Here is a 15,188-nt window from a genome sequence, read left to right on the forward strand (position 1 = left end):
GATAAATCCCGCAAAACAGCCACTTTTTCATGACACCGGTGGTCATTCCGGTGTGGTCCGATCCATGTTGCAGGACCTGCAAGCATTGCCGTCCGGGCGCCCTGCCCCTAGGCTCCATCGGGTTCGCATCTGCTCACCAGAAGAGACCCGACCAGCGCCATGACTCCGCCACCAGCCATCGCCGAAACCCGGCGCTCCATTGCCCTGGTGGATGATGACCGGAACATCCTGACGACCCTGTCGATCGCGCTGCAGTCGGAAGGTTATGCCACCCGGCTGTATTCCGATGGGGAAGCCGCCCTGCGCGCGCTGACCGACAATCCGCCTGACCTTGCCGTGTTCGACATCAAGATGCCGCGGATGGACGGAATGGAGCTGCTGCGGCGTCTGCGCGAGACGTCCGACCTGCCGGTGATCTTCCTGACCAGCCGGGATGACGAACAGGACGAGGAGGCCGGCCTCGCCATGGGCGCGGACGATTATATCGCCAAGCCGTTCAGCCAGCGGCTGCTGCTGGCGCGTATCCGCGCCATCCTGCGCCGTGCCGCGCCGCTGGGGGAAGTCGGCAGCGTGGGGGAGCAGGTCGCGACCGAGAGCGTCCAGCCGGCCGCGCCGATGCTGGAACGTGGCCGGCTGCAGATGGACCCGTCGCGCCATCGTGTGACCTGGGCCGGGTTGCCGGTTTCCCTGACCGTGACCGAGTTCCTGATCCTGGAAGCGCTGGCGCAGCGGCCGGGCGTGATCAAGAGCCGCAACCAGCTGATGGATGCGGCCTACCCCGACGACGTCTTCGTGGATGACCGTACGGTCGACAGCCACATCAAGCGTCTGCGCCGCAAGTTCCGGGTTTCGGATCCCGAATTCTCCGCCATCGAAACCCTGTATGGCGCCGGTTACAGCTTCGCCGATGGCTGACGCGGATCTGGAGGACCGTTCGCTCCGTCCCACCGGGCGGGCGCAGCATGCCGGGCGGTTTCGGAGTACCATCTCGCTCACTACCCGCATCCTCGCGGTCAACCTGATCCCGCTGGTGGCGCTGGGCGGCAGCTTGTTCCTGCTCGATTCATACCGCCGGCAATTGCTGGACGAACGCTACAAGCTGGCGCGGATCGAGGCGCAGATCACGGCGGAGGCGCTGGCCGGGGCCACGGCGGAGCGGCAGAAGGCGCTGCTGATCCAGATCGGCAAGGAGCAGAACATGCGCCTGCGCATCTTCGACCGGGACGGCACGCTGACGGCGGACAGCTTCGCGCTGGCGCCGCCATCCTTCCGGTTCAACGATCCGGCGGCCGACCCGTGGCCGGAGGATGTCGCCCGCTGGATGGATGCCACCGTGGATTTTCTGACCGGAGCACGGGGATCACCGCCCTACACGGAGCCCACCCAGCCGCTGGCCGATGCCTGGCCGGAAGTCGCCCGCGCGCGGCAGCAGGGCCTGACCCAGATCGAGCTGCGCCATGCGCCGGACCGCACCCCCGTGATCACTGCCGCTGCGCCGGTCGGCCTGCGCGGGGCGACGCTGCTGACCACCCGCAATGCCCGCGACATCACGCTGACGGTCCGCTCCGCACGCAGTCAGCTGCTGCTGATCATCGCCGTGGTGCTGGTGATCTCCTTCTTCCTGTCGCTGTACCTGGCGCGCACCATCATCGACCCGCTGCGCCGGCTCAGCCGGGCGGCGGTGCGCGTGCGGCTGGGGCGGGAGCGTGACGTGGAGGTGCCGCGCATGGGCGCGCGGGGGGACGAACTCGGCGTGCTGGCCCGGGCCGTCTCCGACATGACCGCCGCGCTGCGCCTGCGGATCGACGCGGTCGAAACCTTCGCCGCAGATGTCGCGCACGAGATCAAGAACCCGCTCGCCTCGCTGCGCAGCGCCGTCGACAGCCTGCAGCGCGTCAGCGACCCGGACCTGCGTACGCAACTGATCGACATCGCCGCGCATGACGTGCGCCGGATCGACCGGCTGGTGACGGAGATCGCGGAGGCCAGCCGGATCGACGCGGAACTGAGCCGGGCAACGTTCGAGGCGATCGATCTTGCCACCCTGACCGAACATCTGGTGCGTGCCCGGCAGGACCGGCAGCACAATCGCGACTGCCGGGTGCAGGTGGAGCGCGAGGGCCGGCCCGCCATCGTGCTGGGCGTGCCGCTGCGGCTGGAACGGGTGCTGGACAATCTGCTGGACAACGCCGTGTCCTTCTCGCCACCGGGCGGCCGGATCACGGTGACGGTTGCCGGGCATGACGACCGGGTGATCGCCACGATCTGTGACGAAGGGCCGGGCATCCCGCCGGAGCGTCGCGAGAAGGTGTTTGCCCGCTTCCACTCGGTCCGGCCGGAAGAAGAAGGGTTCGGCGATCACAGCGGCCTTGGGCTCGCCATCGCCCGTACAATTGCGGAGGCGCATGACGGATCGCTGCGCGTGGCGGATCCGAACCTGCCGGAGCAGCCAGGTGGCGCCTGCCTGGTGCTGGACCTGCCCGCGGCATGAGCAATGGCGGCTCGTGGCAGGCCAGTTGCGTGGCGATCGGCGGGCGCGGGCTGCTGATCGAAGGGCCGCCGGGCAGCGGCAAGTCCAGCCTGGCGCTGGCGCTGATCGACCGGGGCGCAGGCCTGGTGGGGGATGACGGTGTCCGGCTGACGCTGACCCAAGGTCGTCTGTGGGCGCATCCACCGGCCGCCACGGCCGGGCTGCTGGAGGTGCGCAATATCGGGCTTGTCACCCTGCCCGCCGCGTCCGCGTGGATCGCCCTGGTGGTGCGGCTCGACCCCACGGCACAGCGCTATGTCGAGCAGGCTGAACAGGTCGCACGTCATGGCGCCGGCCTGCCATTGATCCGCCTGTGGCCGGACACGCCCGCGCTGCCGCTGCGCGCGGAATGGGCATTGCGGCAATATGGCCTGCCGGCTTCACAAGCGCCGGCGGGAGGCGCAGAGGCCTGAGCCGATGGCCACCGACTCGCCTGTACCGCCCCGCCGCTTGCTGCTGCTCACCGGATTGCTGGGCGCCGGCAAGACCACGGCCTTGCGCGAGCTGGAGGATCTGGGCTGGGAGGCGATCGACAATTTCCCGATCCGGCTGCTCGACCGTCTGGTGGATGGCGATGGTTCAGGAGAGGCACTGGCGATCGGTTTTGACAGCCGCACGCGCGGTTTCCTGCCGGCCGAGGTCATCGCCCGCGCCGCGGCGCTCGGCCAGCGCGGCGATACGCAGCTGGCGTCGCTGTTCCTGGACTGTCGGTCGTCCGAACTGGTGCGCCGCTACAACGAGACACGCCGGCGGCACCACCTGGCGCAGGACCTACCGGTCACCGCGGCCATCGCGGCGGAGCGGGAACTGCTCGCTCCCCTGCGGGACTGGGCGGACATGCTGATCGACACGACCGACCTTAACAGCAACGACCTGCAGTTCCGCATTCGGGAACTGTTCAGCGCATCGGCCCCACATGAAATGGCCGTGACCCTCACCTCCTTCGGCTTTGCCCGCGGCATGCCACCCATTGCCGATCTGGTGTTCGACATGCGGTTCTTGGACAATCCGCACTGGGAGGCAGACCTGCGCGAGCGGACCGGACTGGATGAAGCGGTGGGAGCGTATATCGCACGCGATCCGGGCTTTGCGCCGAACCTGACACGCATCGTGGAACTGCTTGCCGACCTGCTTCCTCGATATGCGGCCCGTGGCAAGAGCCATGTCAGCATCGCCGTCGGCTGTACCGGAGGGAAACACCGATCGGTTTATACGGCAGAGCGCATCGCCGCAGGCTTGCGCGCAGACGGCTTTTCGCCCACTGTGCTGCACCGCAACCTGGCGGGGCGCGGGGCCGCGCTGCTGGAAGGGCCGGACAGGGCATGATGCACACCACATGGTTGCGAAACAACAGCTTGGTCGCTGCCTCGCGGGCTTCGATGGCTGACCATAACAAGGATCGCACTGCAACATGATCGGGATCATCCTGGTCACTCATGGCCGCCTGGCCGATGAGTTCGTCCACGCCATGGAGCATGTCGTCGGCCCGCAGGTCGACGTGGCAACTGTGTGCATCGGCCCAAGCGACGACATGGAACAACGCCGCAAGGACATCGCCCGGGCGATCAAGGCGGTGGATAGCGGCAATGGCGTGGTGCTGCTGACCGACCTGTTCGGCGGTACGCCGTCGAACCTGGCGATTTCCTTGCTGCAGCGGGGCAAGACCGAGGTGATCGCGGGCATCAACCTGCCAATGTTGATTCGACTCGCAGGCGCGCGCAAGGATATGACGCTGTCAGCGGCGGCATCGGCGGCGCGGGACGCAGGGCGCAACTACATCACGGTCGCGTCCGAGTTCTTGGGCCAGGATGCCTGACCGAACGGCCCCGCAAAGGGCGCGCCGGTGAGGGAGACAAGGATGTCGGAACAGGTCGAGGCAGCGGTCACCATCGTCAACAAGCGCGGGCTGCATGCACGCGCCAGCGCCAAGTTCGTGTCAGCTGTCGCCCAGATGGAAGGCAGCGAGGTTCGCGTCAGCAAGGATGGCGGCAGCGCTGCCGGCGGATCGATCCTGGGGCTGATGATGCTGGGCGCCGCGCGCGGCGATTGCGTGCAGTTGCAGGTGAGTGGCAAATCCGCGGAAGAACGGCTGGCGCAACTCGTCGCCATGATCGAGGACGGCTTCGGCGAGGATTGACCTCGTCGGCCCCTCGTCACACCTCGGAAGTCCCATGCGTCGCCAGATCACCGGTTTCTCCAATCCCACTGTCAAGCTGCTGCGCTCGTTGCGCGACAAGAAGCAGCGCCGCCTGCACCAGCGCTTCCTGGCAGAAGGATTGCGCCTGCTGACCGACGCGCGCGAGCATGGCCGCCTGCCGGAAATGCTGGTGATGGCCGAGGGGCGCGACGAGCACCCGCTGCTGCAGGCGCTGGAAGCCGACGTGCTGGCTGCCGGGGGCGAGGTGATCGAAACCAGCGCCGACATCCTGAGCAAGATCACCGGCAAGGACAATGCGCAGGCCGTTACCGGAGTGTTTGCGCAATGGGATACCGGCCTCGCGCAACTGGATCGTGCCGCTGCGCCGATCTGGCTGGTGGCCCAGGCGCTGCGCGATCCGGGCAATCTCGGCACGATGCTGCGCACGGGCGATGCGGTCGGCGCCGGCGGGCTGATCCTGCTGGATGATTGCGCCGATCCGTTCGGGGTGGAGGCGGTACGCGCCAGCATGGGCGCGATCTTCACGCAGAGCCTAGCCCAGGCGAGCTGGGACGAGTTCAGCGGCTGGCTGCGGCAAGGTGACGGGCAACTGGTGGCTGCCTCTCTGGCATTCGGATCGCAGCCCTATCGCGGCGCCACATACCAGGCACCCTGCTTCGTGCTGGTCGGCAACGAGTCGCGTGGCCTGCCGGCGGAGTATGAGAGCGCGTGCGACATGCACGTCACCATGCCGATGCGTGGGTCGGCGGACAGCCTGAACGCGGCCGTTGCAGCGGCCGTGCTGGCCTATGAAGTGCTGGCGCAGCTTTCGCCCGAGACGGCGATCAGTCCCCGCTGACCAAGCTGGTGATGCTCCACCTGCCGTTGCGGCTGGAGGCGGTCAGGCGGTAGTCCACCGGACTGCGCAGGGCTTCGCTGGCGATGAAGCCGGTTCGTTCGTCCGGCAGCATGATCTGCTGGAAGGGTGCACCGGGCCGCAGCGCAGCGATCCGCACCAGATCCCAAGACACTTCGCCCAGCCGCTGCGCGTCCCCGGCGGGTGCGGCAAGTACCGGCACATTCTCACCGAGCACCAGCATGGTGGAGAACGGATCGCGGCGCCCCAGGTCCTGATCGGCTATCCACGGGATGGTCACCCCACCCTGCTCGTTCTCAGCGCATCCGAGCGGCAGCATGGCTTCCAGTTCGGTCCAGAGGGCCTGCTCCGGATCGGCGAGCCGTTGCTGCAGTTGCGCCACGCCGCCCCCACCACCGAAATCCAGCTTGATGTCCTGAGCCGCCAGCCCCGACAGCGCGACTGCGTCACGCCGCCGCACGGCATCCGCCAGGCTGGACCGGAAGGCCGCCGCGCCGGTGACGGTTGCACAATCATCATGCGGCGCGAACTGGCCGCGGGCCAATGCCGTGGGTTGCGCGGCCGGCTCCATCAGCTTCTCGGCGGTTTCCTCGATGGCTTCAGCAGGCGCCTCGTCCTGACGACAGGCGGCGGTCGCAGCCAGCAATGCAAGGGCGGCCAGCGCCAGTCTCATCCGATCGTCTCCCGCCGTCAGGCAGGATCAACCATCCGCGCTGGTGCGGGTTCCCCGTCCGGCGGGCAATCGCCCGCCGTGTACCGCGGCGCGCTTTCCACCAGCGGCACCTCGTCCACCTCCCGCTTGCCGATTTCCACGCCCTTGTCGCGCAGCTTGCGGGCGGAGGAGAGGACGTTGCGTTCGAAGCTGCCGACGAACTTGTTGTAATTGCCGACCGCGCTTTCCAGCCCGGATCCGACCCGCTTGAGATGCTCGCCCGCAACGGCGATGCGGTCGTACAGGTCGCCCGCCAGCGTGCCGATCGCACGCGCCTCCTGCGCCAGCGCATCCTGTCGCCAGACCTGCGCCACGGTGCGGGCGATCGCCACCAGGTTGGTCGGCGTCGCCAGCAGGACCCGGCGCTCGAAAGCGTAGTCCCACAGTTCCGGATCATGCTCCAGCGCGGCGGCAACGAAGTGCTCGCCCGGCACGAACATCACGACGTAGTCGGGAGCATCGGTGAACTGGCTCTGGTATGACTTGGCGCCCAGCTGCTGCACATGCGCCTTCATGGACCGCACATGCGCCGTCATGGCGATGCGCTTGGCCTCCTCCGTGTCGGCATGGAACGCCTCCTGATAGGCGTTCAGCGAAACCTTGGCGTCGATCACCAGCAGCTTGCCGCCCGGGATCCGCACGATCGCGTCGGGTCGCAGCCGACCCTCCTCCACCGTGACGGAGTGTTCCAGCTGGAAATCGGTGTGTTCCGCCAGGCCGCAGCTTTCCAGCAGGTTCTTCAGCTGCTGCTCGCCCCAGCGGCCACGTGCCTTGGGCGCGTTGGTCAGCGCATTGCCCAGCCGCATCGCCTCGTTGCGGACCGCCTCCTGCCCAACGCGCATTGCCTCGATCATGCCGGTCAGCTGGCCGAAGGCATCCACCCGGTTGCGCTCCAGCGTCTCGACCTGCTGTTCGTAGCTGCGCAACCGCTCCCCCACCGGCTCCAGAAGGGCGCGGATCTTCGCCTCGCTGGACCGTTCCGCATGGCCGAACCGCTCGGCCGCGCGCTCCAGGAAGCTGTCTTGCGCGCGGGACAGCACGGCGGAACCGGTATGCTCGAACTCCTTGAGCAGCCGGTCGCGCGATTCTTCCAGCAGGCGCTTCTGCTCGGCAAAGCCGGCCGCCTGCGTCTTCAGCACCACAAGCTCCTCGCGCGTCACGTCGAGCATGTCCGAGAGCTGATCCGCCCGTGCCGCGCGAACGCTGGCCCCTTCCAGATCGACAATCGCCTGCCGAAATCTCTCCTCCAGGGCCTTTGCCTCTGCCTCCCGCTGGCCATGCCGCGTCCGCCAGTCAGCTGCCGGCCGCCCGCCGGCAAACCAGCCGACCGCCAGCCCGGCAAGCAGCGCCAGCACGATCAGCACCACGGCAAGCAGATCCACCCGACACCCCTTCAGCCCAAGAACACATGGGGAACGTAGCCGAGGGTGCCGGCGCTGGCAAGCAGCGGGCCGCAGGTGCGGACGTCATTCGCAACCATGAAGCCGTCAGGGTTGCGAAACATGGGCCGGCATCGTCTAACCCGCCCCGCAGCTTGCGCAGGAGAGTTCATGCCGACCGATATCGAGATCGCCCGCCAGGCCACGCTGATGCCGATCGCGGAAGTGGCAGGCCATGCCGGCGTGCCGGAGGCAGCGCTGATCCCCTATGGTCGGTACAAGGCGAAGATCGATGTCGGCCTGCTACCAACGAAGCCGCGCGGCAAGCTGATCCTGGTGACGGCGATCAGCCCGACACCGGCGGGCGAAGACAAGACCACGACCTCCGTCGGCCTGTCCGACGCGCTGCACCGGATCGGCAGGAAGACGCTGTTATGTCTGCGCGAGCCGAGCCTGGGCCCGTGCTTCGGCGTGAAGGGTGGCGGTGCCGGCGGCGGCAGGAGCCAGGTCATGCCGATGGACGAGATCAACCTGCACTTCACGGGCGACTTCCACGCGATCACTTCCGCCCACAACCTGCTGAGCGCGATGCTGGACAACCACATATACTGGGGCAACACGCTGGAGATCGACTTGCGCCGGGTAACCTGGCGGCGGGTGCTGGACATGAACGATCGCGCGCTGCGGCAGATCGTCGGGCCGCTCGGCGGCGTGTCCAACGGCTTCCCGCGCGAATCCGGCTTCGACATCACTGTCGCGTCGGAGATCATGGCCATCCTGTGCCTCGCCGCGGATCTGGCCGACCTGCAGCAGCGGCTGGGCGACATCATCGTCGGCTACCGCCGCGACCGGACGCCCGTGTTCTGTCGCGACATCAAGGCCGACAGGGCGATGACAGTGCTGCTGAAGGATGCGATCCTCCCCAATCTGGTGCAGACGCTGGAGAACAATCCGGCGCTGCTGCACGGCGGCCCGTTCGCCAACATCGCCCATGGCTGCAACAGCCTGATTGCCACCAGAACCGCGCTGGCGCTGGCGGATTACGTGGTGACGGAGGCAGGCTTCGGCGCGGACCTGGGCGCCGAGAAGTTCATGGACATCAAGTGCCGCATGGGCGGGCTCGCGCCAGCGGCCGTGGTGCTGGTGGCGACGGTGCGTGCGCTGAAGATGCATGGAGGCGTGGCGAAGAAGGATCTGAGTGCGGCGAACCCGGATGCCGTGCGCGCCGGCGCCGTGAACCTGCGCCGGCATATCGAGAATGTGCAGAAATTCGGTCTGACGCCGACGATCGCCATCAACCACTTCGACACCGACACGGACGAGGAGCTCGCCGTCATCCAGGAAATGGCCGGGCAGTTTGGCGCCGATGCCGTCATCTGCCGCCACTGGGCCGAGGGGAGCGCGGGTGCCGAAGAGCTGGCCCGGATCGTGGCGCAAAAGGCGGATGCGGATGCGCCTGATTTCAGGCTGCTATACCCTGATGACATGAAGCTGGCCGCGAAGATCGAGACCGTCGCCACCGAAATCTATCGCGCGGGCAGCGTGGCGATCACTGAACCGGTGCGCAGGCAGCTGCAGCAATGGGAGGAGATGGGCTATGGCCAGTTCCCCGTCTGCATGGCCAAGACGCAATACAGCTTCTCCACCGACCCCGGCGCGACAGGCGCGCCGGTCGGGCACGAGATCGCCGTACGCGAGGTGCGCCTGTCGGCCGGCGCGGGTTTCGTGGTGGCGATATGCGGGGAGATCATGACCATGCCCGGCCTGCCCCGCGTACCCAGCGCCGAAAGCATCCATCTGGACGAGAACGGACAGATCGAAGGCCTGTTCTAGGCGCGCTGGCGCCTGCCTCGTTCTTGTGTTTACAGCCGTAGTCGATTTGACTACAAGCGTAGTCACAAGAAGGAGCCACCGTGTCCGACCCCGACATCCAGCCTGAACGTATCAGCGACGCGGAACATGCGGTGATGGAGGCGCTATGGACGCGGCATCCGCTGACCGCGGTGGAGGTGTGCGACCATGTCTGTGTCCAGCGCGACTGGACCATGGCCACGGTCAAGACCCTGCTGGCCCGACTCGTCACCAAGGGCGCCGTGGCGACCGAGCCGGATGGCCGCCGCTTTCTCTATTCCCCGCTGCTGGAACGACAGACCTGGGTTGGCGGAGAGTCCCGTCGGCTGGTGGATCGGCTGTTCGGCGGCAGCGCCGCCTCCCTGTTTGCGCATCTGGCGCGGGAAGAAGCGCTGGACGAGCGTGACCTGAACGAGATTGAACGCCTGCTGCAGGAGCTGCGCCGATGATGTCTGCCTTTGTGGAATGGCTTGCCGACACAGCCATGTGGACCGGCCTGCTGATCGCGATCATCCTGCTGGTGCGCCGTCCGGTGGCGCGGCAGTTCGGGCCCGGTCTTGCCTATGCGCTATGGGCTCTGCCACTGGCGCGACTGGTGCTGCCGCCCGTAACCCTGCCTGCCGTTCTGGCCCCGGCTGCGGCGCCGATGCCGCCAGCCTTGGCGCCCGGTCTTGCGATCCCGCCGACCATGCCGATGCCGGCCGCAATGCCGCACACGGCGGCCGTGACCGGCTCCTCGTACCTCGTCGTGATCCTGCTCGGCCTGTGGGCGGCGGGTGCAGTCGGGTTTGTCGTCCTGCGCGTGGTCACGTACCGGCGGATGCGCCGCACCCTGCTGGCACGGGCGCGCACGGTCGGGAAGGTCGGGCGGGTCCGCCTGCTGGAGACGCCGGTGATCGATGGCCCGGTCGCCTTCGGCGTGCTGGACAAGGTCGTGGCGCTGCCGGACGGCTTCATGGACCAGCCCGATCGGCAGGCCCGCGACTTCGCCATCGCGCATGAGCTGAGCCACCATCACGCGCATGACCTGCTCGCCAACATGGCCGCGCAACTGGTGCTGGCGCTGCACTGGTGCAATCCGCTGGCATGGTTCGGCTGGCACGCCATGCGGCAGGATCAGGAGGCGGCGTGCGATGCGCGGGTGATGGCGGGCCGCGGCCGGGCCGAGCGGGCGTGCTATGCCGCGCTGATCGTCGGCATAGCCACGGGCCAGCGCACGGCCTCGCCGCGGGGGCTGCCCACGGCGCTGGCCTGCCCAATGGTCGGGCCGGTGCTGGGCGAGGCCTCCATCGTGCAACGCCTGCGCAGCCTGACCCGTACGGAGGCCTCCCGCCGGCAGCGGCTGCTCGGCCGGGCACTGATCGCTGCAGGTGCGTTGGCGCTGCCGCTGACCGCATCGATCTCCTATGCGGCGGTGCAGGACGGACCGATTGCTGCCGTCCCGCCTGCCCCGGTCGCTCAACCCCGGCACCCGCATCTGCCGACGCTGGTCCACTCCATCGACCCGGATACCGCGCATGACGGGGAGATCCTGGTCACCAGCCATGCCGCCCCGGCAGAAGAGGGCGATGCCTGGGCCGCATTCGGCGCACGGATGGAGGCATATGGCCGCCAGATGGCACTGCACGGCGCCAGCACGGAGGCAGACGCTGCCGCTATCGAGCGCGATGCCGCCGCCATGGCCAGCGATATCGAGCAGCAGTTCGCGGAGGGTGGCGCGATGCACGCTGCGATCATGCGACAGACAGCGGATGTCACGGCGCTTGCCATGGTTGAGGCGTGCGCTTCGCAAGCCGCCACCGCAGGGGCAGCCTCGATCGAGTGTGGCAGTCCCGATCCTACCGTGACAGCCGCCAGTGCCGAGGCAAGTATCGAGGCCAATGCCCTGCGCGCCGCCCGTCGTGCGCTCATCGGAGCGCGCGCTGCCATCGCCGGCAACATGCAACTGCCGGCGCAGCAGCGGGCCGAGGTGTTGCGCGAACTGGATGCGGAGATCGCCGGCATGCAGGCCGGCACCTGATCCATTCAGCTCAGATCCTCGCGCGGGCGTGACACGGCCGGACGCCCGGTGAGTGCCGCGCCCGCGCTGGCTGCGATCATCAGCGCGATGGCGATCCCCTGTGGCAGCGTCAGACGCTCCCCCAGCACGGCATAGCCTGCCAGCGCAGCGGTGGCGGGGGCGGCGCTGATGATCAGGCCGAACAGCCGCGGACTCAGCCGGCCGAGCGCAAACATTTCCAGCAGATACGGCAGGCAGCTCGACAGCACGGCCACCAGCATCCCCACCGCCAGCACCCACGGGTTCAGCAGCGCCGCGCCGGCATGGTCTATCCCGATCGGGACGGTGACGAGGCAGGCGATGCCGAGCCCCAGCGCCACCACCTGCTGCCCGCCGATGCGGCTGACCTGCTTGCCGAACAGTATGTATGCCGCCCAGCATGCCGCCGCCCCCAGCGCCAGCGCCACGCCGCGCCCGTCCAGCGCCGCGGAGTGGTCCGTCCACGGCACCAGCAGGGCAAGACCGACCAGCGCCACCAGGGCCCACAGCCAGTCGCCCAGCGTGCGCGAGCCGGCCAGCACCAGCACGAGCGGCCCGGTGATCTCGATCGCCACCGCAACCCCGATGGGGATGAACAGGAACGACCAGTAGATCAGCAGGTTCATCGCGCCCATGGTCAGGCCGTACAGCAGCACCCAACCCCACTGCGCCCGGCTCAGCCGTACGCGCCATGGCTTGCCCAGCGGCAGGAGCAGCAGCGCGGCGATGGCGGTGCGCAGCGCAACGATGCCTTCGAAGCCGATCGTGGCGAACATGCCCTTGGCAATTGCCGCGCCCAGATTGACGCAGCAGATCGATCCCACGATCGCCAGCGCGGCGGCAAAGACGGTGCGATCGGGGTTCATTGCCCGTCCCTGTATGCTGCGCCTGCGTGATGCAACGGATCAATCGGCGGCGCTGTCCTTGCGTTGCTGCCACGGCCACCTGCCGTCGATCTCCACCTCCAGGCTGAAGGACAGGAAGGTGCGAATGATCACGATCAGGCCCAGCACCAGGACGCTGTTCAGCGTCGGCTCGACCGCCACGGTGCGGATGATGTCGGCCGCGACCAGCAGCTCCAGCCCGGTCAGCACCGATCGCCCCAGAGTGCGGCGGAACGCTGGCAGGACACCATCGCGCCCCTCCGCCCCGCGCTGCACCTGGCCACGCAGCAGGCTGAGGCCGAACTGCACCGTTGCCAGCACCGCGCCCAGGATGATGGCGGCGATACCGGCCAGTTCGAACCATTGCGCCACGATGGTGGCGGTGTTCAGCATGAAGGCTTCGCTCAGCACGGGAAGTAAATAGGTGCTGCCGATGCTTGTTCCGCCTGATTGCAGGCACACGGAGAAAAGCCGGACCTTACGGGCAGCCGCCCCGTTTCCGCTGCGAACATCCGCACATCAGGACACCACCATGCCAGCCACGCCGAAGCTGAAGTCGGTCGCCGAACAGACCATCGTCATTACCGGAGCTACCTCGGGCCATGGCCTGGCCACTGCGCAGATGGCCGCGGAAGCCGGCGCCAGGGTCATGCTCGCTGCCCGTGACGAGGATGCACTGCGCCACGCCGTCGGCGGGATCCGACAGAAGGGTGGCACGGCCGAATATGTCGTGACCGATGTCTCGCAGGTGCAGGATGTGGATCGGCTGGCCGAGGAAACGATCCTGCGGTTCGGCGGGTTCGACAGCTGGATCAACAATGCAGGTTCCGGCGCCTATGGCGAACTGGCCGAACTGTCGCTGGAAGATCACCGGCAGGTGTTCGAAACGAATTACTGGGGCCTGGTGCACGGGTCGCTGGCGGCGCTGCGGCATCTGCAGAACCGGCCGCAGGGTGGTGCGCTGATCAATGTGGGATCGATCAATGGCGACATGGCCAGTCCGATCCTGGGCGCCTACAACGCGTCCAAGCACGCCGTGAAGGGCTTTACGGACTCGCTGCGGATCGAGGTGCTGAAGAACGGCCATCCGGTGTCGGTCACGCTGATCAAGCCGAGCGCGATCGGCACGCCCTTCCCGCAGCATGGCCGCAACATCACCGGCGAGAGCGGCCGTCTGCCACCACCGCTCTACGCGCCTGAGGTGGTCGCGCGGGCGATCCTGGATGCGGTGAGCCATCCGCGCCGGTCCGTCACGGTGGGCGGCGCCGGCAAGCTGCAGGTGCTGGCCGCCACGATGTTGCCGAACCTGTTCGACCGTCTCGCCACCACCATGGGGCCGGTCCTGACCGACCCGAGTCGGCCGGTCGGCAACAAGGCCGGCAACCTGTACGCCCCGCAGGGGAATGACGGGGCCACGGAAGGGCGGCAGCATGGCCGCCGCTTCAGCATCTTCACCATTGCGGCTCGCCATCCGGCGGCCCTGATCGGGGTGGCCGGCGGGCTGACCGCCGGTACGATCTGGGCCGTGACGCGCGGGTTCAAACGCGCGTGAAGGCCGGCCGCATCAGGCAGCCTTGCGCAGCTTGTCCAGCTTCTTGAGCGCCATGTTGCGCTTCAGCCGGCTGAGATGGTCGATGAACAGGATGCCGTTCAGGTGATCCATCTCGTGCTGCAGGCAGGTCGCCAGCAGCCCGTCCAGCTCCTGCTCATGGTTCGCGCCATTCAGGTCCTGCCAGCGCACGCGGCAGCGGGCGGGCCGCTCCACATCGCCGTAGATCTCCGGGATGGACAGACAGCCTTCCTGGTAGACGCTCAGCTCCTCGCTGACCTCGACGATCTCCGGATTGATGAAGGTGAGTGGGTTCTTCTTCGTGGGGCGGTGATCGTGGCCGCAGCCGTGATCGCCGCATTCCTCGCCTTCGGCATCCGGGTCCGGCTCCTGCAGGTCGATCACCATCACCCGCACCGGCTCGCCCACCTGAATGGCGGCAAGGCCAATGCCATGCGCGTCATACATCGTCTCGAACATGTCAGCGACCAGGGTGCGCAAGCTGTCGTCGAACGCCTCCACCGGCTGGGAGACGAGCTTCAGCCGGGCGTCCGGCACTTCCACGATTTCACGAATAGCCATGGCGCCCAGATAGTCCGGTCGGCGGCGCTAATCAATCAGGGGACAAGCGCCTACAGCACCGAGCGCCGGGCACGCAGCGCCTGCGCCAGCGTGCCTTCGTCCAGATAGTCGAGCTCGCCCCCGACCGGCAGGCCATGCGCCAGCTGGGTCAGGCGCACCGGCATGCCCTCCAGCCGTTCCGCCAGGTAGTACGCGGTCGTCTGACCTTCCAGCGTGGCGTTCATGGCCAGCACCACCTCCTCGATGCCGCCGGCGGACACCCGGTCGAGCAGCTGGCCGATGCTCAGATCCTCCGGCCGGATGCCGTCCAGCGCGGACAGGCGCCCGCCCAGCACATGGTAACGGCCGGTGAACAGATGCGCGCGGTCCAGCGCCCACAGATCGGCCACATCCTCGACCACGCACAACTGGCGCGCATCGCGCCGCGGGTCGGAGCAGATGGCGCAAGGGGTGACCGTATCGACATTGCCGCAGGTGCCGCATTCCACCAGGCTGCGGCGCATCGTCTCCAGCGCTTCGGCCAGCTGGACCAGCGCGGTTTCCCGCCGCTTGACCAGCCACAGCACGGCGCGCCGGGCGGAGCGGGGGCCGAGGCCGGGCAGCCGCGCCAATGCGCCCGCCAGCGCCTCGATCTCTTGCGATGCCATCC

Annotated in this window: 17 protein-coding genes; 11 read left to right on the top strand and 6 right to left on the bottom strand. The window is 67.8% G+C overall.

All coding sequences use genetic code 11. From position 1 onward, the window contains the following. Window positions 1–159 precede the first annotated feature (159 nt). The 7 genes from PK98_RS06740 (at window position 160) to PK98_RS06770 (ending at window position 5,526) form a co-directional block, all read left to right on the top strand. The gene (locus PK98_RS06740) at window positions 160–915 is read left to right on the top strand and encodes a response regulator transcription factor (protein ID WP_052208135.1); all 756 of its coding nucleotides are present in this window, start codon (window positions 160–162) and stop codon (window positions 913–915) included. Then, a complete protein-coding gene (locus PK98_RS06745) occupies window positions 908–2,491 on the top strand; it encodes a stimulus-sensing domain-containing protein (protein WP_039095233.1) in 1,584 nt (527 codons plus the stop codon). The genes PK98_RS06740 and PK98_RS06745 overlap by 8 nt, the downstream gene beginning before the upstream one ends. Continuing rightward, on the top strand, window positions 2,488–2,943 hold the full coding sequence (locus PK98_RS06750; RefSeq protein WP_039095234.1) for an HPr kinase/phosphorylase: 456 nt from the start codon (window positions 2,488–2,490) through the stop codon (window positions 2,941–2,943). Before PK98_RS06745 ends, PK98_RS06750 begins: the two co-directional genes overlap by 4 nt. A 4-nt stretch (window positions 2,944–2,947) precedes the next feature. Further along, on the top strand, window positions 2,948–3,856 hold the full coding sequence (gene rapZ, locus PK98_RS06755; RefSeq protein ID WP_039095235.1) for an RNase adapter RapZ: 909 nt from the start codon (window positions 2,948–2,950) through the stop codon (window positions 3,854–3,856). 85 nt (window positions 3,857–3,941) lie between these two features. Next, entirely contained in the window at window positions 3,942–4,346 is a 405-nt protein-coding gene (locus tag PK98_RS06760; RefSeq protein WP_039095236.1) for a PTS sugar transporter subunit IIA, read from the top strand. Window positions 4,347–4,388: 42 nt separating this feature from the next. Further along, window positions 4,389–4,667 carry an HPr family phosphocarrier protein gene (locus PK98_RS06765; RefSeq protein WP_039095238.1) on the top strand — a complete coding sequence of 93 codons (279 nt, stop codon included), beginning with the start codon at window positions 4,389–4,391 and terminating at the stop codon, window positions 4,665–4,667. Window positions 4,668–4,701: 34 nt separating this feature from the next. Continuing rightward, complete coding sequence (locus tag PK98_RS06770) at window positions 4,702–5,526, top strand: TrmH family RNA methyltransferase (RefSeq protein ID WP_039095240.1); 825 nt, start codon at window positions 4,702–4,704, stop codon at window positions 5,524–5,526. On the opposite strand, the gene PK98_RS06775 is transcribed toward PK98_RS06770, so the two are convergent. Both PK98_RS06775 and PK98_RS06780 read right to left on the bottom strand, forming a co-directional pair. Then, window positions 5,513–6,217: a hypothetical protein gene (locus PK98_RS06775; protein ID WP_039095242.1), complete on the bottom strand. Its 705-nt coding sequence runs from the start codon at window positions 6,215–6,217 to the stop codon at window positions 5,513–5,515. The genes PK98_RS06770 and PK98_RS06775 overlap by 14 nt on opposite strands. Window positions 6,218–6,234: 17 nt before the next feature. After that, window positions 6,235–7,632 (bottom strand): DNA recombination protein RmuC, encoded by a 1,398-nt coding sequence (locus PK98_RS06780; protein ID WP_152608618.1) that lies wholly within the window; start codon window positions 7,630–7,632, stop codon window positions 6,235–6,237. A gap of 174 nt (window positions 7,633–7,806) precedes the next feature. Here PK98_RS06780 and PK98_RS06785 point away from each other — a divergent pair, with 174 nt between their 5' ends. The 3 genes from PK98_RS06785 (at window position 7,807) to PK98_RS06795 (ending at window position 11,506) form a co-directional block, all read left to right on the top strand. Next, the gene (locus PK98_RS06785; protein WP_039095244.1) at window positions 7,807–9,468 is read left to right on the top strand and encodes a formate--tetrahydrofolate ligase; all 1,662 of its coding nucleotides are present in this window, start codon (window positions 7,807–7,809) and stop codon (window positions 9,466–9,468) included. Between the two features lie 80 nt (window positions 9,469–9,548). Beyond that, window positions 9,549–9,935, top strand: coding sequence for a BlaI/MecI/CopY family transcriptional regulator (locus tag PK98_RS06790; RefSeq protein WP_039095247.1), 387 nt, complete (start codon window positions 9,549–9,551; stop codon window positions 9,933–9,935). Beyond that, window positions 9,932–11,506: a M56 family metallopeptidase gene (locus PK98_RS06795; protein WP_039095250.1), complete on the top strand. Its 1,575-nt coding sequence runs from the start codon at window positions 9,932–9,934 to the stop codon at window positions 11,504–11,506. Before PK98_RS06790 ends, PK98_RS06795 begins: the two co-directional genes overlap by 4 nt. A gap of 5 nt (window positions 11,507–11,511) precedes the next feature. Here the strand turns inward: PK98_RS06795 and PK98_RS06800 are convergent, their stop codons facing one another. Then, the gene (locus PK98_RS06800; RefSeq protein WP_039095251.1) at window positions 11,512–12,390 is read right to left on the bottom strand and encodes an EamA family transporter; all 879 of its coding nucleotides are present in this window, start codon (window positions 12,388–12,390) and stop codon (window positions 11,512–11,514) included. 39 nt (window positions 12,391–12,429) lie between these two features. Continuing rightward, window positions 12,430–12,819: a DUF1622 domain-containing protein gene (locus tag PK98_RS06805; protein ID WP_235425417.1), complete on the bottom strand. Its 390-nt coding sequence runs from the start codon at window positions 12,817–12,819 to the stop codon at window positions 12,430–12,432. A 121-nt stretch (window positions 12,820–12,940) separates the two neighbouring features. Between PK98_RS06805 and PK98_RS06810 the strand changes: the two genes are divergently transcribed. Next, window positions 12,941–13,960 carry an SDR family oxidoreductase gene (locus PK98_RS06810; RefSeq protein ID WP_039095253.1) on the top strand — a complete coding sequence of 340 codons (1,020 nt, stop codon included), beginning with the start codon at window positions 12,941–12,943 and terminating at the stop codon, window positions 13,958–13,960. Between the two features lie 12 nt (window positions 13,961–13,972). Here the strand turns inward: PK98_RS06810 and def are convergent, their stop codons facing one another. Continuing rightward, on the bottom strand, window positions 13,973–14,539 hold the full coding sequence (def, locus tag PK98_RS06815) for a peptide deformylase (protein WP_039095254.1): 567 nt from the start codon (window positions 14,537–14,539) through the stop codon (window positions 13,973–13,975). A gap of 50 nt (window positions 14,540–14,589) precedes the next feature. Continuing rightward, window positions 14,590–15,186, bottom strand: a complete 597-nt coding sequence (recR, locus tag PK98_RS06820) for a recombination mediator RecR (protein ID WP_039095256.1) — start codon at window positions 15,184–15,186, stop codon at window positions 14,590–14,592. Window positions 15,187–15,188: the final 2 nt, after the last annotated feature.

This window comes from Croceibacterium mercuriale, assembly GCF_000802385.1.
Lineage (GTDB): Bacteria > Pseudomonadota > Alphaproteobacteria > Sphingomonadales > Sphingomonadaceae > Croceibacterium > Croceibacterium mercuriale.